The 21,817-nt window shown below is 72.9% G+C and carries 19 protein-coding genes and 1 pseudogene; 13 read left to right on the top strand and 7 right to left on the bottom strand.

What is annotated here, in order from left to right:
• Positions 1 to 6 precede the first annotated feature (6 nt).
• Positions 7 to 549, top strand: a complete 543-nt coding sequence (locus tag Vau01_RS57100; RefSeq protein ID WP_204011510.1) for a phosphoribosyltransferase family protein — start codon at positions 7 to 9, stop codon at positions 547 to 549.
• On the opposite strand, the gene Vau01_RS57095 is transcribed toward Vau01_RS57100, so the two are convergent.
• Positions 499 to 1,458 carry a 5,10-methylenetetrahydrofolate reductase gene (locus Vau01_RS57095; RefSeq protein ID WP_204011507.1) on the bottom strand — a complete coding sequence of 320 codons (960 nt, stop codon included), beginning with the start codon at positions 1,456 to 1,458 and terminating at the stop codon, positions 499 to 501. The genes Vau01_RS57100 and Vau01_RS57095 overlap by 51 nt on opposite strands.
• A 35-nt stretch (positions 1,459 to 1,493) precedes the next feature.
• Here Vau01_RS57095 and Vau01_RS57090 point away from each other — a divergent pair, with 35 nt between their 5' ends.
• The 3 genes from Vau01_RS57090 to Vau01_RS57080 are packed head-to-tail and all read left to right on the top strand — an operon-like array spanning position 1,494 to position 3,760.
• Positions 1,494 to 2,021: a GNAT family N-acetyltransferase gene (locus tag Vau01_RS57090; RefSeq protein WP_204011504.1), complete on the top strand. Its 528-nt coding sequence runs from the start codon at positions 1,494 to 1,496 to the stop codon at positions 2,019 to 2,021.
• Between the two features lie 51 nt (positions 2,022 to 2,072).
• The gene (locus Vau01_RS57085; RefSeq protein ID WP_204011501.1) at positions 2,073 to 2,594 is read left to right on the top strand and encodes a SigE family RNA polymerase sigma factor; all 522 of its coding nucleotides are present in this window, start codon (positions 2,073 to 2,075) and stop codon (positions 2,592 to 2,594) included.
• A complete protein-coding gene (locus Vau01_RS57080) occupies positions 2,591 to 3,760 on the top strand; it encodes a TolB-like translocation protein (RefSeq protein ID WP_204011543.1) in 1,170 nt (389 codons plus the stop codon). The genes Vau01_RS57085 and Vau01_RS57080 overlap by 4 nt, the downstream gene beginning before the upstream one ends.
• Here the strand turns inward: Vau01_RS57080 and Vau01_RS57075 are convergent.
• Positions 3,728 to 4,975, bottom strand: a complete 1,248-nt coding sequence (locus tag Vau01_RS57075; protein WP_239152886.1) for an MFS transporter — start codon at positions 4,973 to 4,975, stop codon at positions 3,728 to 3,730. The genes Vau01_RS57080 and Vau01_RS57075 overlap by 33 nt on opposite strands.
• A gap of 64 nt (positions 4,976 to 5,039) precedes the next feature.
• On the opposite strand from Vau01_RS57075, the gene Vau01_RS57070 reads away from it, so the two are divergent.
• Together Vau01_RS57070 and Vau01_RS57065 are read left to right on the top strand one after the other, a co-directional pair.
• The gene (locus Vau01_RS57070; protein WP_204011486.1) at positions 5,040 to 5,558 is read left to right on the top strand and encodes a winged helix-turn-helix domain-containing protein; all 519 of its coding nucleotides are present in this window, start codon (positions 5,040 to 5,042) and stop codon (positions 5,556 to 5,558) included.
• Positions 5,559 to 5,585: 27 nt separating this feature from the next.
• The gene (locus Vau01_RS57065; RefSeq protein ID WP_204011483.1) at positions 5,586 to 7,757 is read left to right on the top strand and encodes an Hsp70 family protein; all 2,172 of its coding nucleotides are present in this window, start codon (positions 5,586 to 5,588) and stop codon (positions 7,755 to 7,757) included.
• Between the two features lie 2 nt (positions 7,758 to 7,759).
• Here the strand turns inward: Vau01_RS57065 and Vau01_RS57060 are convergent, their stop codons facing one another.
• Positions 7,760 to 9,730 carry a SpoIIE family protein phosphatase gene (locus Vau01_RS57060; protein WP_204011480.1) on the bottom strand — a complete coding sequence of 657 codons (1,971 nt, stop codon included), beginning with the start codon at positions 9,728 to 9,730 and terminating at the stop codon, positions 7,760 to 7,762.
• Between the two features lie 103 nt (positions 9,731 to 9,833).
• Between Vau01_RS57060 and Vau01_RS57055 the strand changes: the two genes are divergently transcribed.
• The 3 genes from Vau01_RS57055 (at position 9,834) to Vau01_RS57045 (ending at position 14,297) form a co-directional block, all read left to right on the top strand.
• A complete protein-coding gene (locus Vau01_RS57055; RefSeq protein WP_204011477.1) occupies positions 9,834 to 10,877 on the top strand; it encodes an STAS domain-containing protein in 1,044 nt (347 codons plus the stop codon).
• 57 nt (positions 10,878 to 10,934) lie between these two features.
• Positions 10,935 to 11,726, top strand: a complete 792-nt coding sequence (locus tag Vau01_RS57050; RefSeq protein ID WP_204011474.1) for a hypothetical protein — start codon at positions 10,935 to 10,937, stop codon at positions 11,724 to 11,726.
• Positions 11,727 to 11,816: 90 nt separating this feature from the next.
• A complete protein-coding gene (locus Vau01_RS57045; protein ID WP_204011472.1) occupies positions 11,817 to 14,297 on the top strand; it encodes an Hsp70 family protein in 2,481 nt (826 codons plus the stop codon).
• Between the two features lie 6 nt (positions 14,298 to 14,303).
• Here Vau01_RS57045 and Vau01_RS57040 read toward each other — a convergent pair whose 3' ends face one another.
• Positions 14,304 to 15,026: an SDR family oxidoreductase gene (locus tag Vau01_RS57040; RefSeq protein WP_204011467.1), complete on the bottom strand. Its 723-nt coding sequence runs from the start codon at positions 15,024 to 15,026 to the stop codon at positions 14,304 to 14,306.
• A 147-nt stretch (positions 15,027 to 15,173) separates the two neighbouring features.
• On the opposite strand from Vau01_RS57040, the gene Vau01_RS57035 reads away from it, so the two are divergent.
• Positions 15,174 to 16,040, top strand: coding sequence for a helix-turn-helix transcriptional regulator (locus Vau01_RS57035; protein WP_204011465.1), 867 nt, complete (start codon positions 15,174 to 15,176; stop codon positions 16,038 to 16,040).
• Here Vau01_RS57035 and Vau01_RS57030 read toward each other — a convergent pair.
• The gene (locus Vau01_RS57030) at positions 16,009 to 17,319 is read right to left on the bottom strand and encodes a sensor histidine kinase (protein ID WP_373320481.1); all 1,311 of its coding nucleotides are present in this window, start codon (positions 17,317 to 17,319) and stop codon (positions 16,009 to 16,011) included. The genes Vau01_RS57035 and Vau01_RS57030 overlap by 32 nt on opposite strands.
• Positions 17,202 to 17,850 (bottom strand): annotated as a pseudogene (locus Vau01_RS65745) (response regulator transcription factor); the annotation flags it as partial. The gene Vau01_RS57030 and the pseudogene Vau01_RS65745, both read right to left, overlap by 118 nt.
• A gap of 88 nt (positions 17,851 to 17,938) precedes the next feature.
• On the opposite strand from Vau01_RS65745, the gene Vau01_RS57020 reads away from it, so the two are divergent.
• A complete protein-coding gene (locus Vau01_RS57020) occupies positions 17,939 to 19,135 on the top strand; it encodes a serine hydrolase domain-containing protein (RefSeq protein WP_204011457.1) in 1,197 nt (398 codons plus the stop codon).
• Here the strand turns inward: Vau01_RS57020 and Vau01_RS57015 are convergent.
• A complete protein-coding gene (locus tag Vau01_RS57015; RefSeq protein ID WP_204011455.1) occupies positions 19,124 to 19,756 on the bottom strand; it encodes a TetR/AcrR family transcriptional regulator in 633 nt (210 codons plus the stop codon). The two genes, Vau01_RS57020 and Vau01_RS57015, sit on opposite strands and share 12 nt — an antisense overlap.
• Positions 19,757 to 19,899: 143 nt before the next feature.
• Here Vau01_RS57015 and Vau01_RS57010 point away from each other — a divergent pair, with 143 nt between their 5' ends.
• Positions 19,900 to 20,682, top strand: a complete 783-nt coding sequence (locus Vau01_RS57010) for an SDR family NAD(P)-dependent oxidoreductase (RefSeq protein WP_204011452.1) — start codon at positions 19,900 to 19,902, stop codon at positions 20,680 to 20,682.
• 2 nt (positions 20,683 to 20,684) lie between these two features.
• Entirely contained in the window at positions 20,685 to 21,812 is a 1,128-nt protein-coding gene (locus Vau01_RS57005; protein WP_204011449.1) for a DUF5938 domain-containing protein, read from the top strand.
• Positions 21,813 to 21,817: the final 5 nt, after the last annotated feature.

The raw sequence follows: 21,817 nt of genomic DNA, 5'->3' as shown, positions 1-21,817 counted from the left end.
GCATTGGTGACGTCCATCGGCTCCCGGCTGCGGCAGGCGTTCGCCTGGCGCGGCGACCGGCCCGACGAGCACCGGTACGCCGACGTCACCGGTTGGTGGCGCGATGCCGAGCTGCTCGGCCTCCTCGGCCCGGCCCTGGCCGGGTTGTTCCCCGAGGCGACGCCGACCGTGGTGCTCGGCCCGGACTCGCGGGGGTCGCTCGTCGGCCCGCTCGTCGCCCTGCACCTGGGCGTCGGCTTCGTCGAGGTCCGCAAGAACCGCACGCCCGCCTGCGACAGCGACCAGTGGATCCGACGCCTGACCCCGCCGGACTACCGCGACCGGCACCTCGAACTGGGCTTCCGCCGTGGCCTGATCCAGTCCTCGGACCACGTGCTCCTGGTCGACGACTGGGTCGACACGGGCAGCCAGGCCGGCACCGCCCGCGCGATGGTCGACAGCGTCGGCGCGACGTGGGCGGGATTCAGCTGCATCGTCGACGCGCTCGACGATCCCCGCCTACGCCGGGATCTCCGGCTGCGTTCCCTGCTCCATGTGCGGGACCTCTGAAATTTCTCGCCGGATGGAAGCGGCGAGGTCGGTGCTGGCCTCGATCTCGGCCCTGCGGATCGACACGCTCTCGACGTTGAAGCCGTACGGCATGTCCAGGCGCGTGCAGAAGTCGATCAGATCGCGGGCGGTCGCCAGGGCGTGGCGGTAGGACTCGGAGAGCGGGTCGCTCGCGTGGCGGATCGAGTTCTGCAGCCACCGGGGCACGCCGACGCCGAGCCAGCGCAGGAACTCCAGGGTCTTCGGCGACCCGCACACCGACAGCGTGAAGATCACCGGTCGGGGCGCGGTCGCGCGGGTCCGGCACTCGTAGACGTAGTCGGAGATCAGGTTCTTCGTCTCGGTGACGTCGTAGACGACCTGGGAGACGAAGAAGACGCAGCCACGGTCCTGCTTGGCGAGCATCCGCAGGTGTTCGTCGCGCCGCTCGGCGATCACCACGCCGCCCAGCAGCAGGTCGGGGCGGACCTGTTGCCGGAGGGCGTGGGCGCGGCGCAGGTCGGTGCGGACCGGCTTGTCGCCCGACGACGGGCCGACGAAGACGCCGAGGACGCGCCCGGGGTCGGCGCCGGCGAGCCACTGCCGCAGGTCGTCCTCGGCGTACTTGCCGACGCAGCGGTAGATGATCGTCGGGCGGTCCCAGCCGCCGAGGTACTCGGCGTGGTACCGGGCCGGGTCCAGCGTCGGCAGGTAGGGGAACGGGCGCTCGTCGGGGTTGCGGTCGGACTCGTCGTCGATGTCGTAGAGGATCAGGCCGTCGAGGTCCAGGCCGGCCAACCGGTTCAGCGTGATCTCGGCGATCTCCTTGACCCGGGCCGCGCTCTCGCGTTGCCGCGGCGGCGTCACGCTGAACAGCAGAACCCCGGGCCGCGCATCGGTCAGCAACCGCAACAACGCATCGTCGGACATCCCGCAACGGTACGGGCGTCGAGGATGATGCGGCGATGGAGGACCTGATGACGCCGCGGTTGCGGCTGCGGCGCTGGCGCGGGAGCGACCTCGACCCGATGACGCGGATCAACGCCGACCCCGAGGTGATGCGCTGGATCGGCGACGGGTCGGTCTTCGACCGGACCGGAACGGCCGCGGAGATCGCGGCCTTCGAAAAGATATGGGACGCGCACAGCTTCGGCCGGTTCGCGGTGGAGCTCCGCCACACCGGCGAACTGGCCGGCTTCACCGGCATGGCGATCCCGACCGACGTGCCCGAGGTGATGCCCGCCGTCGAGATCGGCTGGCGGCTCGGGCGCGCGTTCTGGGGTCGTGGCCTCGCCACCGAGGCGGCCACCGCGGCGCTGCGGTTCGCCGCCACCGGGACCGACCTGGACCGGGTCGTGGGCATCCACGTGGTCGGCAACGAGGCGTCGGCCCGGGTCATGCGGAAGATCGGCATGCGGTTCGAGCGCGAAACCGTCGAGACCGTCTACGGCCAGCCGGTCCACGTGTACGCGATCGACGTCGGCGTGCAGTGAATCCGGCCCTCCGCGCGTCTCTACGTCTGACGGAGGGGAGGCGCGACCCACGTGCGGAGCTCTGAACAGGAACGCTTCAAACGGTTTGTCAACGAGAGCAGCCCCACGCTGTACCGGATCGCATTGGCGCTCACCGGCGGGCACCACGCCGCGGAGGACCTGATCCAGGACGCGTTGGCGCGGACGTTCGTCCGGTGGACGAGCGTGCGCGGCGACCCGACCGCCTACGTGCGCCGGGTCATGTACCACGCCCAGGTCAGCGTGTGGCGGCGCCGGAGCGTGGTCCGCGAGTTGCCGGCGGACGCGGCGCCCGAGCCGGCCGACCGGCGCGACGACGTCGGCGCCACCGACCAGCGGCTCGCGCTGCGCCAGGCGTTGCTGCGGCTGGGTCCACGCCAACGCGCCGTGCTGGTGGCCCGGTTCTTCGAGGACCTCAGCGAACAGGACACCGCCGACGTGCTCGGCTGTTCGACCGGAACCGTGCGCAGCCAGACCCATCGAGCCCTGGCCCGGCTCCGGGAGATCGCCCCGGAGCTGCGGAACGACCCGTTCACCGAGGAGATCACCCGATGACCGATCTCACCGACCTGGTCCGGTCCGAGCTGACCACGCTCGCCGACAGCGGACCGGTCCCCACCGACCTCGCCGACCGTGCGGTGACCGCCGGTGTCCGCCGCCGCCGGTGGCGCCGCGTCGCGACGGCAGGGACCGCCGTGGCCGCGGCGGTGGCCGTCACGCTGGTGGCCACGCAGTTCATCGCGTCGAAGCCGCTCCCGTCGCCCGATCCGCGGCCCGCCGCCCCCGAGGCGCGCAACGTCGTTTTCGCCAGGTTCAGGGGCGCGCAGACGGCCGAGATTCTGAACCCGACGACGGGTGGGTACCGCACGGTGTCCGTCCTCGTGGTCATGGAACCGTCGGCCGACCTGCGGTACGCGCCCGTCGTCCCGCCGGATTCGCCGGACGGCACAGAGGACGCGACCCCCACGGTCGACAAGCGGATCGGCCGGTACGACACCACGACCGGCGAGATCCGCTGGTACGACGCTCCGTACCGGTGGGCGGCGCCGCCCTCGATCTCGCCCGACGGCCGCTATCTGGTCGCCCCGGTCTGGAACGCCGGAGCCGGGGCCTGGGCGGTGATGGTCGTCGACGCGGAGACCGGTGACGCGCGCGTGTCGAACCTGGCCCCGGAGACGGTCGACGCCAGGAACGCGCTCGCGGGCGGCCTGAGCTACGACGAGGCCGGCGTCATGACGGTGTCACCGCGGTACTCCCTCGACATCGTCATTCCGTGGCTCCCCGACAGCCGTCACGTCCTCATCGGCACCGCGATCGTCGACCTCGACGGCCGCCGGACCGGCACCGTGCCGATCCGGGACGAGTGGCTGATCGCGCAGCGACCGAACGGCGCGGGCGCGCTCGTGGTCCCCCGGGACGCGTTGGACACCTACGTCCTGACCGACCCGTCGGGCGCGGACGTGTACCGGCGCCGGGTCGACCGGCCCTGCACCGGCACGAACCCGACGGCGTGCTCGCTGCTCGTGTTCGGCGGCTTCCTCGGCTGGCGGGGCCCGAACCACATGCTCGTCAAGTCGCCGGAGGACCCGGGTCGTGGCATCGACGCGATCGACGTCCGCACCGGTGAACGGACCCGCCTGACCACGTATGACGCCGTCCGCGTGATCGTCGCACCGGCCGACGCGCTGTCACCGCCCGTCCGCGACGCCGTCTCGTTCTGACGGCTGCTGCTCGGCCGCGGTCATGCGGTCGTCGGTGACGATGGTCATGCCGGCGAGCAGGGCCAGCGTCAGGATCCCCATGACCGCGAAGACGGTCCGCAGGCCGAAGAGGTCGGCGAGCAGGCCGCCGGCCGCCGCGCCGAGTGGCAGGCTTCCCCAGGCGACCAGGCGGTACCCGCTGTTGACGCGGCCGAGCAGGTGGTCGGGCGTGATCCGTTGGCGCAGCGACACCGTGATGATGTTCCAGACGATGTTGGTGGCCCCGCCGAGGAAGAACGACGCCCCGGCGAGGTACGGGTTCGCGGTGAGCGCGAGGACACCGAACGGCAGGGCCCGGGTGACGATGGACAGGCTGAGCGAGCCGGCCCGGCCCAGCGCGCGTTGGACCCGTTCGGCCACGAAGGAGCCGGCGAGGCTGCCGGCGGCGAACGTGGCCAGGAGGATGCCGAAGGCCGGCGCGGGCAGTTTCATGCCGGACTCCGGTCCGACGACGTAGAGCACGAGGACGGCCATCATGGCGCTCTGGGTGAAGTTGGAGACGCCCACCATGACGGCCAACGTCCGCAGCAACCGGTTCCGCCACAGGAAGCGCAGGCCTTCCGCGATGTCGGCCCGCACCGTGGTCCGCCGGTCGCGCCGGACGCGGTACGACCCCCGCATCAGGAGCAGCGCCGCCACGGCGCAGGCCCACAGCCCGGCCGGCGTTCCGAACGCCACGGTGGTGGCCGCGGTGACCATCAGGCCGGCCAGTGCGGGTCCGATGAACTCGTTCGCCGTCAACTCCACCGCGTACAGGCGCGCGTTGGCCCGCGGCAGCAGATCGGGCGCGACGACCTGCGGCAGGATCGACTGGGCCGCCGTGTCGTAGAGCGTCTCGGCCACGCCGACGCAGAGCGCGACGGCGTACAGCAACCAGATGCTGTCGACGCCGAGCAGCGCACCGGCCACGAGGGCGGCGAGCAGGCCGGCGCGGGCCACGTCCGCGCCGACCATCACCCGCCGGCGGTCCAGCCGGTCGGCGAAGGCCCCGGCCGGCAGCGCGAACAGCAGCCACGGCAGGGTCGCGGCGACCGTCAGGCCGGCGATCAGACCCGGTGACCGCGTGAGCCCGACCGCCACCAGGGGAAGCGCGACCTTGAAGGTGCCGTCGCCGAGGTTCGACAACCCGGACGAGGCCACCAGCCGCCAGAAGTTCGGCCCGAGCGATCCGGTCATGGATGGAGAATCCCACATCGGTGGGGAAAACTCCATCGGTGGAGAAATGAAGTACTCTGCTGCCATGGCAGACCCGATCGCACCGGGAGAACGGCGCGAAGCGACGGTTCGTGAGGCGAAGGCCATGGCGCACCCGCTGCGGCTGCGCATCCTGCGGCTGTGCCTCCACCAGGAGCTCACCAACAAGCAGCTGGCCGAACGGCTCGGACGCGATCCCGGAACCGTGCTGTACCACGTCCGTCATCTCACCAGGTCCGGGCTGCTCGAGCAGGGAGCCGTACGCACCGGCGACAGCGGCGCCCTGGAGAAGCCCTACCGGTCCACCGGCCTGTCGTGGTGGCTGTCCAACCCCGACCCCGAACAGCCGCTCGCGCCGATCGAGGCCTTCCACGAGGAACTGCGCGAAGCCGGCCCCGACTCGGTCCGGACCCACGCCCGGTTCGCGCTCCACCTCTCCGCCGACGACATCGCCGCCATCGACCGCCGCATCTGCGCGATCATCGACGAGTACACCCAGACCGACGACCAACGCACCGACCAACCGCTCCACGGCGGCATCTTCGTACTCCACCGACTCGCGTAGGTGCGGGCCGGCGTTACTGTGTCCCGGATGCGCGCTCCGGTTCTCGGTATCGACTTCGGTACCTCCAACACGGCGGGAGTGGTCCACCGTTCGGGGAACGCGGCGCCGTTGCTGTTCGAGGGGTCACCGCTGCTTCCGTCCGCTGTCTTTCTCGACGCGGAGACCGGCCTGCTGGTCGGCCGCGACGCGGAGCGTTCGGCCGCGGTGGCGCCCGGCCAGTTCGAGCCCAATCCCAAGCGACGCATGGACGACGGCACCATCTGGCTCGGCGAGCGCGACGTGCCCGTGGTCGAGGCCGTCGCGGCGGTTCTCGCCCGGGTGGCCGGCGAAGCGGAACGCGTGACCGGCCAGTCACCCGGCACGGTCGTGCTCACCCGCCCGGTGGACTGGGGCCGGCCACGCCAGCGGATCCTCGCCGACGCGGCGGTCATGGCCGGGCTGGGGGAGCCGCGGTTCGTCGCGGAGCCGGTGGCCGCGGCCTCGTACCTGGTGCACGTCCTCGACCAGCGGGTGCCGGTCGGGCGGAGCCTGGTCGTGTACGACCTGGGTGCCGGCACGTTCGACGTGGCCGTCGTCCGCCGGACCGGGGACGGGTTCGCCGTGCTCGCCTCCGACGGCCTGGCCGACGTCGGCGGGCTCGACCTGGACGCGGCCGTGGTCGAGCAGATCCGGGCGGCGACAACCGGTTCGGTGGACGCGTGGGGCCGGATCGACTGGCCGGAGTCCACCGCCGACCGGCGCGCCCGGCGGCTGCTCTGGCAGGACGCCCGCGCGGCGAAGGAGCAACTGTCCCGCCATTCCACGGCGGCGTTGCACGTGCCGCTGGTCGACACCGACTGGCACCTGACCCGCACCGAGTTCGAGGCCCTGGCCCGCCCGCTGCTGGAGCGGACGGTGCGGTTGACGATCGCGACGCTGCGGGCGTCCTGTGTCGGGCCGGACGCGGTCAGCGGCCTGTTCCTGGTCGGAGGCGCGAGCCGGGTTCCGCTGGTGGCGACGCTGCTGCACAGCGCCCTACGGATCGCGCCGACGGTCATCGAGCAGCCCGAACTGGTCGTCGCCATCGGCGCGGTGCACGCGTTGGAGGCCGCGGCCCCGGTCGTCGACCCGGAGCGGCCGGCCACGGTGCGGGCCACCGCGCAGGTCACCGAGGCGACGCCGACCCCGCCGCCGACGCCGTCGCCGGCCCCGATGCCGGCCGCGCGGCCCGCGACCGCGCGGGCATCGGTTCCGGCGCCCGCGCCGGCCGCTGTGCCGACCCCGAGGACGGCCCCGAACGCGACCCCGAGGACCGCCGCCAAGGCTGCGCCCGTGCCGGCCGCAATGCCAGCCCCGAACACGGCCCCGAGGACCGCCGCCAAGGCGGCGTCCGTGCCGGCCGCCAAGGCCGCCCCCACGACAGCGCCGGCACCCGATGCCGGGGCGACGGCCGGTCGTGGCGACGGGCTGCTGCGCTGGATCGGCGCGGCCGTCGCGGTCGTCGTCGCCGTCGCGGCGGCCGCCCGGGTGCTGCTCGTCCAGGGGCGGATCGAGCGCGACGACATCACGCGGCACGATGCCCTACCCATGGCCGGCGAGATCGCGCTCGACATCCTCGTCGCCGGGATCGTCCTGGTGCTGACCCGGGCCGGCGGCACCCGGGCCCGCGCCGGGGCCGCCGTCCTCGTCGGGTGGGGCGCGCTTCAGGTTGCCGAGCTGCCCACGTTTCTCGAGGAGCTCGTCGACTTCGGGCCGGCGAGCGCCGCGGTCGGCATGCGGGCCGCCCCGTTGCAGGGTCTGCTGCTGCTCGCGTTGGCGGTACCGGCGCTCCTGGTGCTGTCGCGCCGCCGGGCGACGACCGTACCCTCGGCCCGGCCGGCCGGTCGGATCACCGTCGCGGTGGTGATCGGCGCGTTGGCGGCGGCCGTGCCGCTCGCCGCCTACCGGGTGGACCCCGACAGCGCCGTCACCGTCACCGCCTGGGTGCTGGTCGTCGCGGCCGTGGTGGCGGTGCTCCCGGCGCTCGCGGTGACCCGCCGTTCCCCGGCGACCGGGGCCGGCCTGCTGGTCGCCTACGCCACGCTCGTCCCGGCGCCGGCCCTGTCGGCGCTGCTCCGCACCGGCGCGACCCCACCCGCCCAGGCGCTGCTGCTCGCCGGTCTGGCGGTGGCCGTGCTGGTGCTGGCGGCCACCGCGCTGCGCCGTCCCGCGCCGGCCTGAGCTCAGCCGTCGGGGTCGACCGTCAGGTGGGGCAGATCGACCAGGGTCATGATCATGTCGGCCGGTGTGCCGGGCGGCGCGTACAGGCGCAGCCGATGGCCGTTCGCGGCGGACAGCGCGGCGAGCCGGTGCAGGACGGCCACCGCGGCGCTGGCCAGGTGCGTGACGTCGGTGAGGTCGACGGTGAGGTCCCGGGTGCCGACGGCACCGGCCACGCGCAGCGCGTTGTCGAGGTGCGGCGCGGTGTGGGCGTCCACCGGGCCGTCGACCCGGACGCGGGGGCCGGGGGCGGCCGGCTGGTCGAGGATCAGGAACGGGTCCGCGGCGCGGGGTGTCGGCGCGGCGGGCACCGCTGAGAGCTCGGCGACGGTGAGCAGCCGGGCCGGCCGGCACAGCTCGTGGGTGACGGTGGCGGTGCTGCCGGTGTCGTCGTGGGTGAGCCGCAGGTCGTCGACGAGTTTGCTGGTGATCACCAGGCCCAGGCCGCGGTCCGGCGACGGCCGGGGGTCCCGCCACCCGCCGTGGTCGCGGACCTCGGCCTCCACCACGCCGTCGGGGCGCAGGGCGGCGGTGACGGTGACGGTGTTCGCGTCGACCGAGTCGAGGTAGGCGTGTTCGAGGGCGTTGGTGGCCAGTTCGGTGACCGCGTGCTGGAGGACGCTGGCGTCCCGTTCCGCCACGGCGATGCCGGCCAGCCAGTCACCGAACCGGTTCCGCAGGTCGGGCAGCGACGCCGGGTCGGCGGCGAGTTCGATGCTGAACGGTGCCGGCGGCGGAACCCGCTGGGCGGCGAGCACGGTGACGTCGTCGGTGTGTCCGGTGACGCGGATCAGCATCTCGAGGGTCTGATTGCAGACCCGTTCGACCGCCGTGGATTCGTGGCCGGCCAGCGCCCGTCCGGCCGCGGCGGCGGCGCCGGCCCGGGCGAGTTCGACGGTGCTCTGGGCCAGGGTGCGGCCGGGGCGTTCGAGGATGCCGTCGGTGTAGAGCAGCAGCATGTCGCCGGCGTCCAGGCGATCGGTGCGGACGGCCACGCCCGGGTGACCGGCGGCGCGCACGCCGAGCGGGCCGGTGCCCGTGGCGGCCAGGTACCGGGCGTCGCCGTCGCGGGGGAGCAGCAGCGGGGGCGGGTGACCGGCGGTGGTGTAGGTCAGCGCGCCGGTGGCCGGGTCGAGGATCACGACGCAGACGGTGGCGGCGTGGGCACCGCGCACCCGCCCGGCCACGCGGTCGAGGTCGGCGACCGCCGTGTGGACGTCACCGGTGGTGGTGAGCCGCTCGTTCAGCAGTGCCCGGAGCTGGCCCATGGTGGCCGACGCGGTGACGCCGTGCCCGACGACGTCACCGACGGTCAGCGCGACCCGCCCGTCGGGCAGTGCGACGGCGTCGAACCAGTCACCTCCCGCGGCGGTGTCGGCGTCGGCGAGCAGGTAGGCGCCGGCGATCTGCACCTGCGGCAGCACCGGAACACCCGCGGGCAGCAGTTCCCGCTGCAGGGCGTGGACGACGTCAAGGGCCTCGGCGTAGCGCCGCTCGGCCTCGGCCACCCGCCGCTGTGCCGCCTGCCGTTCGTGGACCTGCTCGGTGACGTCGACCAGGTCGATCACGACACCGGTCACCTCGCCGTCGGGCCCGCGCAACGGGTTCATGTTCATGTTCGCGAACCGTTCCAGCGGACCGCCGCCGTCCGGCAGCTCGATGTGCCCGCGGAACTCCGACAGCGAGACCGGCTCGCCGGTCGCGTAGGTGTGCTCGAGGATCTCGATGGCCTGCTGGCCGAGCATCTCGGGAAACACCTCCCGAACCGGCATGCCGATCACCTCCGGCCGGCCGGCGTAGGCCCGGTAGGCGCCGGTCGCGGCCGCCACCCGCAGTTCGGGGCCCTCGAACGCGACCACCAGGAGCGGCATGGCGTCGAACACCTGCCGCACCACCGCCGCGTCACCGACGCTCCGCGTCAGCGGGTCATCCATCCCTGTCCATCCGCCTTTGTCCCGGCCCGGTGTGTCGAAGCCCGTCGCAGGGTATCCAACAACATGCCGGGCCCTGGACCCTTGACTTACAGTGGCGGTCACCATGGACGGTTCATCCTCGATCGGCACCGGCGTCGTCGTGCTGTCGGGAGACCTCGATGCCACCAGGCACGAGGCGGTGCAGCTGATCCTGGCGGCGGCACTGGCCGAGGACCATCAAGGCCCCCCGCGCGAGATCGTGGTGGACGTGAGCGCGGTCCGCCTGCTCGACGCCGGCACGGTCCGGGTGCTGCTCCGGGCGGCGGAGGCCGCGCTCGACACCGGCCGCCTGCTCCGGGTCACCGGTGCGCACGACGGGATCCGCCGTGTCATCGAGGCGGCCGGTGCCGGTTACCGGCTGCTTCAGCCGCCCACCCCACCCGCCGCGGTCCCCGTCCCCCCGATCCCCGTCTCCGCGCTGCCCGTCTCCCCGGTGCCCGTCTCTCTGGCCGACGACCGCATCGGGGTGACGACCCGGCGCCGGCGCGTCGACGACCGGCAGGCCCGGATCTTCGCCCGGTTGCAGCAGCGCGTCATCGAGACCGAGGTGCGGGCCACCCGCCGCGAGTTGGGCGAGCGGTTACGCGAGCGGCTGCGCACGGATCCGCGGGCGCTGGTCGCGGCGCCGTTTCTCGCGGTGGCCGACCGCCCCGCCGTCTTCGACGGCATCATGCTGGCCGCCGCGATCGTCGGGGCGGCCGACGCCTGCGTGCTGCAGGCGCACGACGCGCACACCGGGACACTGCACGTCGTGCGCCACCACGGCCTCACCGGACAGCTGCTGCGCTCCTTCGTCACCGGGCGGCCCGGCCACCCGGCCGCACCCCAGACCGCGGCGGCGATCGGCGAGCCGATCATCGTCGACGACATCGCGCGTAGCCCGATGCTCGTCCACCATCCCGGCCTGGACCGCATGCTCGCGGCCGGCCTGTGCGCCGTGCGCTGCTACCCGCTGCGCGACGACGTCGGGCGCCTGCACGGCGTCCTGTCGTTCCAGTACCGCACCACCCGGCCGCTACCCGGCGACGCGGAACTGGTCGCCTGGTCGGCGGCACACGCCCTCACCCAGCTGCCGACCAGGACGAACGGTTACGGGCCGGTTCAGTAGGTGCTCCGTAGTTCTACCGAAGACTTCGTGGCCCGCGCGTTCCTAGCCTGACTGGCCATGACCCAGGTAAGAACCAGATTCCTGACCGGCGTGACGGCCGCGTTCCTGGCCGTCACGCTGGCCGTGGCCGGCACCGCCAAGCCCGTCAAGGCCGCGGTCCCCTACGTGCAGATCGCGATCGCCGTCGCGTCGGCGCTGTTCTCCGGCGGTGGCGGTGACCTCGACCGGGCCAAGCGGGAGATCATCGACGCGATCAACGCGGCCCGGCAGGAGATCATCGGCCAGATCGACACCATCGCCAGCGCCGAGGTGCGCGCCTGCACCGACGCCGCGACCACCAAGGTGCTCCAGATCGACGCGCTCGACCCGTTCAGCCTGGCGTTGTTCGCCAACGACGCGGTCAACTGCGCCACCCTGTCCAGCGCCTACTTCGACGCCGTGCAGACCCCCGCGGCGGCCGACACCATCGGCAAGCTGATCGGCACCATCTACTCCATCGCCATGGTCGGCTTCACCAAGGTCGGCCTCTCCCCGGTGGACCTGCTCGACCGGCTGATCCGCAGCTACGAGGCCGTCGTGGTCAAGATGACCCCGACGAACTGCACCAAGATCAACGCGAATGCGGACCAGCCGCGCACCATCGAGCAGTTCTGGAGCTGCACCGCCTACAACGGCGACCGTGGATTCTCCGACTCCGTCCTCTGCGGCGTCTCGTCCGCGGGCGTGCGCTGCGTCCCGCACCCGCCGATCCGGGCACAGGCGGAGGACGCCGCCGCCCGGAACACGAGCCGCGCGGTCGCGCAGCAGGCGCTGCCGACCCTGCGATCGCTGCGGGCCAGCCTGGGCTGAGCCCGGGATGAACCCCTCCCTGGGGGAACGTGCCGCCGGCGACACCCCGCCGGCGGCACGGCCGTGACGCGGCTACGTACCATCGGCGCGGTGAGCGACGGCTTTTCGATCGGTATCGACCTCGGTACGTCGAACACGGTGGCTGTCCTGCGGTGGCCCGACGGCCGCACCAGGCCGTTGCTGTTCGACGGGCAGCCGCTGCTGCCGTCGTGCGTCCAGCTCGACGGGACCGGCCGGCTGCACGTGGGGCGGGACGCGCAGCGGCTGGCGCAGGTGGACCCCGGCCGCTTCGAGCCGAACCCGAAACGGCTCATCGACGAATCGATGACCCTGCTCGGCGACCGCGAGGTGCCCGTCGTCGACCTGCTCGCGGCGGTGCTCGGCGCGGTCGCGTCGGCCACGGTGCAGGCGTGCGGCTTCCTGCCGCCGGCGGTGCTCACGTACCCGGCGGCGTGGGGCGCGGCCCGGCGCGACGTGCTCCGCGAGGCGGCGCGGCGGGCCGGCTGGGCGTCCCACAACGCGCCCGGCATCGACCTGCTGCCCGAGCCGGTCGCCGCCACCCGGTACTTCACCGACGTGCTGCGCCGCCCGGTGCCGGTGAGCACCTGCCTCGCGGTGTTCGACTTCGGCGGCGGGACGCTCGACGTCGCCGTGGTGCGCAACGACGGCGCCGCGTTCTCCGTGGTCAGCTCCGGCGGGCTGCCGGACCTCGGCGGGCTCGACCTCGACGCGGCCGTCGTGACCTACCTGTGCGACCTGGTCGGGCGGCGCAGTCCCGCCGCGGTGGGCGCGCTCACGACGCCCGGCACGGCCGTCGAGCGACGCCAGCGCAGGGCTTTCTGGGACGACGTGCGCGGCGCCCGGGAGATGCTCTCGCGCACGACCGTCGCGCCGGTGTCCGTCCCCGGTGTCGACGAGGCCGTCCACCTCACCCGCGACGAACTGGAGAAGCTCGCCGGTCCGCTCCTGCAGCGCGCGGTCGAGGAGGCGGGCTTCGTCATCCGCGGTGCCGGCCTGCAGCCGAACCAGTTGTCGGGGCTGTTCATGGTCGGCGGCGCGTCCCGGACGCCGCTGGCCGCGCGGCTGCTGCACGCCCGGTTGGGCATCGCGCCGACCGTCCTCGAACAGCCGGAACTGCCGGTGGCCGAGGGCGCGCTGATGGAGCGCCGCGCGGCGGTCCCGGTGCCCGCGGCTGCCGTCTCCCCGGCCGGACCGCCGGACCAGCCGCCGCTGCCCGGTGCCGAGTCCCCGCCGAGCTTCGGGCCGCCGCCGGCCCGCCGGGTGTGGTGGCGGCGGCGGGTGACCTGGGTGGTGGCCGCGGCGACCGCCGTGGTCGTCGCGGCGGGCGCGGTGCTGACGTGGATGCTGTACGACCCGTACTCGTTCGGCTCGCTGTCGGCCGTCGGCGAGGGCTGGTCGGTACCGTCGGGCGCCGGGACGGAGCGGCCCGGGCCCGGGATCGGCGTCGAGAACGCCTACGTGATGTACAAGGTGGGCGACCGGACGCACGTGGTCGCGGTGAATCTGCGGACGGGCAACCCGAAGTGGGACGTCGAGGTGCCGGGCGACCCCGGCTCCGGCGCGTGGGTCGGCGGCCGGGCCGGCGGCGCGGTCGTCCGCACCACCGGCGCGACCTCGTCGGACGCCCACACGCTGTTCTTCCTCGACGCCGACGACGGTGGCCGGCGCTGGGAGTGGTCGCTCGACAGCGGCGACGGCGTCTACGTCTACTCCGACTACCTGCTGGTGACCCGCGGCAAGCTCGACGCCCTGCGGAAGATCGACTACAGCACCGGAAAGCAGGCGTGGGAGGCGCTCTACCCGGACGGCACCCGCCTGTTGACCGTCGACAACCCCGACTTCACCGCCGCCGAGCGCATCGCCGACCGGATCGTGCTCGTCGCCGGCGACGGCACGGCCACGTCGTACAACTCCACGTCGGGGAAGCCGATCAGCTCGCGCGGCAAGGCGGTCGGTGCCGACGACATCGTGCACGCGCACGGTGACCGGCTCTACGTCGCCTCGGCCGGTGACGGCTACCAGATCACCGCCTACGACCTGACCTCCATGGGCCGCCCCGACCTCGTTTACGACGAGGAGACCGCCCGGCACGTCGTGGACTTCACCCGGTGCGGCGAGGACCTGTGCGTCGTCGACGGCACCGGCAGCGGCGGCGCCGCGAAGGAGCAGCGGCTGGTCCGCATCGACGTCGGGAAGCGGGAGCGGCGCTGGACCAAACCGGTCGACGGCGCCAAGTGGATCTCCGCGATCGGCGAGAGCGTGCTGGTGACCAGCTCCGGCTCCGGAACGTTCGGCAGCAAGATGTTCACCGCCGACGGCACGGTCGCCTTCGCCGACGACGCCCGGGGCGGCCACCGGATCGACGACCGCGGCGCGCTGTTCTGGCCCTGGGGCAGCAACGAGGCGGCACCGATCACCGGCGTCACCGACAAGGGCGACCACACGGAACTGGCGACGGTGGCCATCCGGTCCGGCGAGTGCGACGCCGACGAACGGTACGTGGTGTGCGGGGGCGAGAAGGCGGTGAAGGTGTACCGCTTCACGCGCTGAGACCCGTCACATCGACGCCATCCGGCGTTCGAACGCCGACGGATCGTCCCGCCAGTCCCGGTAGCCCTGGCGGGCCATCGGGTCGGGGAAGATGTTCTCCTCGCCGGCTTCGAGCCCGTCGAGGATCGCGGTGGCGACGTCGGCCGGGCCGGTCTTCGGGATCGGGAAGTCGCGGATCATGTCGGTGTCCACCGCGCCGGGGAAGACGCCGTGCACGGTGATCTTCCGGTCGGCCAGCTGCGCCCGCAGCGCCTGGGTCGCCGATGCCGCCGCGGCCTTCGACGCGCTGTAGCCGCCCATCGCCGGCACCGGCCCGAAGACCACCAGGCTCAGCAGGTTGACGATCGCCCCGCCGCCGTTGCTTTCGAGCACCGGTGCGAACGCCCGGACCATCGACAGCGTGCCGAGGAAGTTGGTGCGCAGGTCCCGCTCGATCCCGGCGACGTCACCGGTCAGCGGATCGGCGAACGCGAGCGAGCCGGCGTTGTTGACGAGCAGCGTCACGTCGGCGGCGGCCGTCGCCGCGGGTGCGATCTGCGCCGGGTCGGTCAGGTCGATCCGCACCGGCACCACGCGGCCGTCGCGGGCGGCCAGGTCCCCGACCGTGTCCAGGCGCCGCGCGGCGGCGTAGACCTTCGCGGCGCCGCGGGCGAGCAACGCCTCGACGGTGGCGCGGCCGATGCCGCGGTTGGCACCGGTGACCAGCGCCGTACTGCCGTTGACCTGCATGGGGAGTCTCCTCGTGAGCGAAGGGTTTCCTCCACACTGGGCCGGCCCGCGATCGTTACCCAGTGCCCTGTTCGACCCCCGGTCGTGCGCGAACGTAGGTCTGGCAGAACCAGGCAGCGGCCCGCCGGCGGCGGCCATACTGGCCGCATGGATCGACGGACCGAACTCGGTGAGTTCCTCCGCTCGCGCCGGGCCCGGATCAGCCCCGACACCGCCGGCGTGCCGCCCTACCACGGCCGGCGACGGGTCGTCGGGCTCCGGCGTGAAGAGGTCGCGCAGCTCGCCGGCGTCAGCGTCGACTACTACGTCCGCCTCGAACAGGGCCGCACCGCCAACGTCTCCGGTGCCGTTCTCGACGCGGTCGCCCGCGTGCTGGAACTCGACGCCGACGAGCGGGCGCACCTACGCCGGCTGACCCGTCCCACCGGCGGTGCCGGCCGGCCGGCACCGCCCCAGCGGGTGCGGCCCCAGGTCCGTCACCTCCTCGACGCCATGACCGACGCCGCCGCCTACGTCGTCGGGCGCCGCACCGACGTGCTGGCCTGGAACCGGCTCGGCGCCGCGTTGGTCGCCGACTTCGACGCGCTGCCGGCGCGGCAACGCAACTTCGCCCGGATCCTGTTCGGCGACGAGAACGCCACCCGGAACCTGTTCGTCGACTGGCCGGCCAAGGTCCGCGACCTCGTCGCGTTCCTCCACCTCGACGCCGGGCGCCACCCCGACGATCCCGCGCTGGCCGAGCTGGTCGACGACCTGTCGCGGCGCAGCGACCTGTTCCGCGCGCTGTGGGCGGAACACCCGGTCCGGGCGAAGGGGCACACCACCGCGCGGCTCCGGCACCCGCTCATCGGTGTCGTCGACCTCGCCTACGAGGTGATGCAGCTGTCCGACGACCCGGAACTGCTGCTGGTCACCTACAGCGCGCCACCGGGCTCCGACGCCGCCGCGGCGCTGCGCCTCCTCGCGTCCTGGCACGCCGACGTCACGGCGCCCGGCGGTCCGCCGGCAGGGTGACCGTGACGACGAGGCCACCGCCGGGTCCGGGAACCGCGCTCACGTGGCCGCCGTGCGCCCGCGCCACCGAGCGGACGATGGACAGCCCCAGGCCCGTCCCGGTGTCCGCGACGACGCGGTCGGGGCGGAGCCGGCGGAAGGGCTCGAACAGCGTCGGTATCTCGTACGGCGGGACGTTCGGCCCGCTGTTGCCGACCACGATCTGAACGGTGCCGGAGACGGTCCGGCTGGTCACCCGCACCCAGCCGGTGCCGTCGCCGGTGTTGTGGCGGACGCCGTTCTCGACGAGGTTGTGCACCAGCCGTTCCAGCAGCAGCGGGTCGCCCCGGGTGGGTGCCGGGCCGGGCTCCGCCTCGATCCGGACGTCGGCCGCGTCGGCCTCCGCCTTGGCCTGGGTGACCACGTGCGACACGACGTCGGCGACGTCGACCGGTGACCGCTCGGCGATCTCGTGCCCGGACCTGGCCAGCAGCAGGAGTCCGGTGATCAGCCGTTCGTGCCGGGCGTTGATCTGCAACAGGCTCTCGCCCAGCCGGATGACGTCCGGCGAGGCGGTGCGGCGGTGCATCGCCAGTTCGACGACGGCGCGGTTGAGCGTCAACGGCGTCCGCAGTTCGTGGGAGGCGTTGGCGACGAAGCGACGCTGCCCGTCGAAGGCGTGGTCGAGCCGCTCGACCATGCCGTCGAACGTGTCGGCGAGCTCCTTCACCTCGTCGTCGGGGCCGTCGAGGTCGATGCGGTGCCGGAGGCTGCCGTCGGTGGGCGGGGCCGCGGCGATGCGCCGGGCGGTGGCGGTCACCCGGTGCAGGGGACCGAGGACCCGGCCGGCGACCAGCCAGCCCGACGCGGTGGCGGCCGCGCCCACGACGAGGAGCGCGATCGAGCCCTGTGCGACCAGCGACGTCGTGGCGGCCGCGTGGATCTCGGCCTCCTGGCGGGCGACCCACTCGGCCGCCGCCGCGCCGGTCAGCACGCCGTCCTCCGCCTCGATGACCATCCGGGGCTGCCGGTGGTCCGGTGTGCGCGCCTCGCTGTACTGCGACAACTGCCGTTCGAACAGCAGAAACGTGACCCCGAGCAGGGCGAGGCCGGCGAGGAGGAAGAGCCCGCCGTACACGATGGTGAGCCGCAGTCGCAGCGTCGCGCGGGGCCGCCTCACGGGATCCGGTACCCGACGCCGGGGGTGGTCTCGACGACGGGCGGGTCGCCGAGCTTGCGCCGCAGTTTGAGGATCGTGAGCCGGACGGCGCCGGTGAACGGGTCGACGTGTTCGTCCCACCTTCTCCAGCAGCTGCTCGGCCGACACCACGGCACCGTCGGCGCGCAGCAGTTCGGCCAGGACGGCGAACTCCTTCTTCGACAGCAGGACGTACCGGCCGTCGCGGGTCACCTCCCGCCGGGCCGGATCGAGCGTGATGCCGGCGCGTCGCAGCACCGGCGGGGTGCCCGGGCGCGACCGGCGGCCGAGCGCCAGGACCCGCGCCGCCAGCTCCGGGAAGGCGAACGGCTTGGTGAGGTAGTCGTCGGCGCCGAGGGACAACCCGGCGACCCGGTCGCGGATCTCGACCGCCGCGGTGAGCATGAGGACGCGGGCGGTCGCGCCGGCGTCGACCAGCCCGCGGCAGACGTCGTCGCCGTGCAGCAGCGGCAGGTCCCGGTCGAGCACCACCACGTCGTAGTCGTTGACGTCGATGCGTTCCATGGCCGCGGCCCCGTCGTTGACGACGTCGACGGCGTGGGTCTCGTCGCGCAGCCACTCGGCGATCGCGTCGGCCAGCATGGGTTCGTCCTCCACCACCAGTACGCGCATCGGCCGAGCCTGCCGGAGGCGCTGTTTCGTCGGCGTTAGCGCCGGCGCCAACGCCCGGGAAACGGGACCTGCTGTTGCATGGCGGGCCATGAACCACCATCAGTCGCCAACTCGACGCACGCTGCTCGGAGTTCTCGGCGCGGCGACCGCGACCGCCATCGCCGGCGGAGCCGCCGGCGCACCCGCGACCGCCGGCGCCCGGCGCGTACCGCCGGATCTGCGACCCGGCGGGCAGTACGACCGGCTCGTCGCCGACCTCGCCGCCCGGGACGGGTTCTCCGGGACCGTGCTGCTCGCCCACCGGGGCCGGCCGGTGCTCGAACGGGCCTACGGCATGGCCGACAAGGAGAACTCCGTCCCCAACCGGATGGACACCGTCTTCGCGCTCGCCTCGGCGTCCAAGCCGTTCACCGCCCTGGCGATCGTCCAACTCGCGCAGGAGGGCCGGATCGACTTCCACGCGACGCTCGGCACCTACCTCGACGGCTTCCCGCCCGGGATCGCGGACACCGTCACCATCCACCACCTGCTCACCCACACCTCCGGGATGGGCGATCTGCTCGCCAACCCGGAGTACCTGGCGAAGGTCGGCACGTGGACCAGCGCCGACCAGGTCACGGCGGAGCTCCTGGACATCATCCGGCGGGAACCGCTGGGGTTCGTCCCGGGCACCGGCAACCGGTACAGCAACAACGGGTACGACACCCTCGGCGCGATCGTGGCCCGGGTCTCCGGCCGGTCGTTCTACGACTACGTCCGCGAACGCATCTTCGCCGTCGCCGGCATGACCCGGACCGACTACTACACGCGCCCGCAGTGGTTGTCCGACCGGCGCATCGCCCACCCCTACGCGCTGCACCCGTCGGGCCGGCGCGTCGACGTGCTGCGCGCGGGCGAGGGCGCGGCGCGCATGTTCATCGGCACCGGCGGAGGCAACGGCTTCTCCACGGCCGCCGACCTGGTGCGCTTCGCGCGCGCCCTGCTGGCCGGCAAGCTGCTGAACCCGGCCTACACCGAACTGTTCATGAGCCCGAAGTTCCCGAACCGTCCGCGCGGTGCCGGCGACCCCGCCGTGCGCGGCTTCACCGCCTACGGGGCGCCCGCGCCGATCCACCACAACCGCCTGCTCTTCGGGCACGGCGGCGGCGCGGCCGGCGAGTCGACGAACTGGACGATCTACCGCGACCTGGACTGGGTCGGGGTCATCCTCTGCAACTACGACCAGATCGACCTGGAGACGGTCATCGGCCGGGAGCGCGCCCTGGTGACCGGGTCAGCGGGCTGAGTCGTCGCGGCGTGCGCCGAGCATCAGCGGCATCACCGCGCGGACCTGGCCGACCAGCGCGGTGAGCACCTCGGTGCGCCCGCCGACGTACGCCAGCAGCGCCTGCTGGAACAGCCCGTCGAGCATGCCGTAGGCGACCGCGGGTTCGAGGACGCAGTCGCGTTCGGCGAGTTCGGCGTACCGGCTGACGACCCGCCAGATCATTCCCTCGAGCGTCTGGTCGATCGTGGTGACGGCGTCGCGGAGCTGGTCCTCGAACATGCTCTGGGTGCGCAGGTCGTACCAGAGGCGGTGCATGGGTGCCTCTTCGCGGATGGTCTCCGCGAGCTTGGCCGCGAACGCCTCGACGAGACCGTCGGCGGTGAGGGCGGAGGCGAGCACCGAGTCGTACCGGGTGACGCAGCGGGCCTTGTAGTAGCGCACGCTGTGGATGACCAGCTCCAGCTTGTCCTGGAAGTAGTAGTGGACGACGCCGTGGCTGAACGTCGAGTTGTTCGCGATCTCCCGCAGGGTGGTGCGCGCGTATCCGAGCTCGCCCAGCGTCTTGAGCGCCGACTCGGCGAGTTGGTCGCGGCGCGCGTCGAACTTGTCGACAGGGCGCGTGCTCGGAGGGGGAGCCACGCTCGCATCCTAGGTGTTCGGGACGGGTTCCTGACAAGTGTCCAGATTTTATTGGACGCTTGTCAAGATTTTTCTTGACACACGTCAAGACTAGGGGGACTGTGATGGGGGTCTCAACCCGCCTGCACATCCCGGAGTTCCCCATGATCGATTTGAGCGGACGTAAGGCACTTGTCACGGGCGCGGCCCAAGGGCTGGGGGAGGGCATGGCCCGGGCCCTGGCCGCGGCCGGCGCCACGGTCGTCGTCGCCGACCTGCAGCAGGACGTCGGGCCCAAGGTGGCCGAGTCGCTCGGTAACGGGCACGGGTTCGTGCACCTCGACGTCACCGACGACGCCGCCTGGGAAAGCGCCGTCGCGACGGCCACCGAGCTGCTCGGCGGCCTGGACATCCTCGTCAACAACGCCGGCATCGAGATCACGAGCCTGCTCGTCGACCTGGACGCCGCCGCCGCCCGGAAGCAGATGGAGGTGAACCTGCTGGGCACGGCCCTCGGAATCAAGCACGCGTTCCGGGCCATGCGTCCCCCGCGGGGCACCGGCGGCGTGGTCATCAACGTGGCCTCGGTCGCCGCGACCATCGCGTTCCCCGGCATCGGCGTGTACTCGGCCACCAAGTCCGGGGTCGACCGGCTCACCCGCGTCGCCGCGATGGAGTCGGGCAAGCTCGGCTACGGCGTCCGCGTCAACTGCGTCTACCCCGGCCTGGTACCGACCGCGATGGGCGCCGGGCTGGCCAACGACGTCGCCCGGCTCGGCCTGTTCGGCTCGCCGGAGGAGGCGGTCGGCGCGGTCATCGGGCTCACGCCGTCGGGACGGCTGGGTGAGGTCGCCGACATGGCGTCGGCCGTGGTCTTCCTCGCCTCCGACGAGGCCGCCTTCATCAACGGCGTCGGCCTGCCGGTCGACGGTGGGATGGGGATGTAGTCATGGCCGACAAGCCCGTCGTCGTCTACGGCGCCTCCGGTTACACCGGGCGGCTGATCTGCGAGTACCTGCGCGAGTACCACGTCCCGTTCATCGCCGCCGGCCGCAACGGCACCAAGTTGAAGGCCGCCATGGAGGCGAACGTTGCCGGCATCGAGACCGCCGACTACGAGATCGTCGAGGTCGGGCACGACGCCGAGGCGCTGCAGAACCTGTTCGCCGGCGCGGAGGTGGTCTGCAACACGGTCGGACCGTTCGCGAAGCTCGGCCCCGCCGTGGTCGAGGCCTGCCTGGCCACCGGGACGCACTACCTCGACACCACCGGCGAGCAGGACTGGCTGGTCACCTGCGACGAGAAGTACGGCGGGGACTTCGCCAAGGCCGGCCTGCTGCTGGCACCCGGCGTCGCCCAGATGTACACCACCGGCGAGATCGCGGCCGAACTCTGCCTGGAGACCCCGGGCCTGGACACCCTCGACATCGCGGTGTTCTGGGGCGGCAGCCCGACGATCGCGTCGACGCTCACGATCCTCGTCAACGCGGCCCTCGCCGGCGCCTACCACCTCGAACAGAACCGGTACGTCCCCTGGGACCCGGACGCCGGGCTCTACCAGCTGGTCATTCCCGGCCAGCACGAGCTGGCGCTGGCCCTGCCGTGGGGCGGCACCTCGCATCCCGTCTGGTACAAGCGCGACCCACGCGTCGCCAACGTCAAGGTGCTCGGCGGCGTGTTCAACCGGCCGCTGATGCTGGGCGTCCCGCAGATCGTGGCGCAGGCCGTCGAGGCGACGAAGGACCTGCCGCCCGACGAGCAGTACGCCGCGCTGACGGCCACCGCCGCGCAGGTGATGAACCAGATGCCGCCGCGGGAGAACCCGCGGATCAACAAGTCGCTGGACTCGGTGCACGCGTCCGGGCCGCTCGGCCGCGCGCACTGCGTCATCCACGGAAATTCCAACTACAAGCAGACCGGTCTGCTGCAGGCGTACGCCGCGTACTCGCTGCTGCAGCGGCCACCGCGCCGGCCCGGCTTCGCGTCGGGCTGCCAGGCCTTCGGGCACCGCGAACTGCTCGGCGTGCTGAGCAGCTTCGGGCTGGTCCGCGAACCGGTCGTCACCATCGGGAGCTGATAGCA

It is taken from the genome of Virgisporangium aurantiacum (assembly GCF_016863635.1).
Lineage (GTDB): Bacteria > Actinomycetota > Actinomycetes > Mycobacteriales > Micromonosporaceae > Virgisporangium > Virgisporangium aurantiacum.
This window is presented reverse-complemented; position numbering and strand designations above follow the sequence as displayed.

Excerpts from the sequence above, each read along its gene's own strand:
- Vau01_RS57095 (WP_204011507.1), bottom strand. The coding sequence starts at position 1,458 with ATGTCCGACGATGCGTTGTTGCGGTTGCTGACCGATGCGCGGCCCGGG.
- Vau01_RS57090 (WP_204011504.1), top strand. The coding sequence starts at position 1,494 with ATGGAGGACCTGATGACGCCGCGGTTGCGGCTGCGGCGCTGGCGCGGG.
- Vau01_RS57080 (WP_204011543.1), top strand. The coding sequence starts at position 2,591 with ATGACCGATCTCACCGACCTGGTCCGGTCCGAGCTGACCACGCTCGCC.
- Vau01_RS57075 (WP_239152886.1), bottom strand. The coding sequence starts at position 4,975 with ATGACCGGATCGCTCGGGCCGAACTTCTGGCGGCTGGTGGCCTCGTCC.
- Vau01_RS57070 (WP_204011486.1), top strand. The coding sequence starts at position 5,040 with ATGGCAGACCCGATCGCACCGGGAGAACGGCGCGAAGCGACGGTTCGT.
- Vau01_RS57065 (WP_204011483.1), top strand. The coding sequence starts at position 5,586 with ATGCGCGCTCCGGTTCTCGGTATCGACTTCGGTACCTCCAACACGGCG.
- Vau01_RS57060 (WP_204011480.1), bottom strand. The coding sequence starts at position 9,730 with ATGGATGACCCGCTGACGCGGAGCGTCGGTGACGCGGCGGTGGTGCGG.
- Vau01_RS57055 (WP_204011477.1), top strand. The coding sequence starts at position 9,834 with ATGGACGGTTCATCCTCGATCGGCACCGGCGTCGTCGTGCTGTCGGGA.
- Vau01_RS57050 (WP_204011474.1), top strand. The coding sequence starts at position 10,935 with ATGACCCAGGTAAGAACCAGATTCCTGACCGGCGTGACGGCCGCGTTC.
- Vau01_RS57040 (WP_204011467.1), bottom strand. The coding sequence starts at position 15,026 with ATGCAGGTCAACGGCAGTACGGCGCTGGTCACCGGTGCCAACCGCGGC.
- Vau01_RS57035 (WP_204011465.1), top strand. The coding sequence starts at position 15,174 with ATGGATCGACGGACCGAACTCGGTGAGTTCCTCCGCTCGCGCCGGGCC.
- Vau01_RS57020 (WP_204011457.1), top strand. The coding sequence starts at position 17,939 with ATGAACCACCATCAGTCGCCAACTCGACGCACGCTGCTCGGAGTTCTC.
- Vau01_RS57010 (WP_204011452.1), top strand. The coding sequence starts at position 19,900 with ATGATCGATTTGAGCGGACGTAAGGCACTTGTCACGGGCGCGGCCCAA.
- Vau01_RS57005 (WP_204011449.1), top strand. The coding sequence starts at position 20,685 with ATGGCCGACAAGCCCGTCGTCGTCTACGGCGCCTCCGGTTACACCGGG.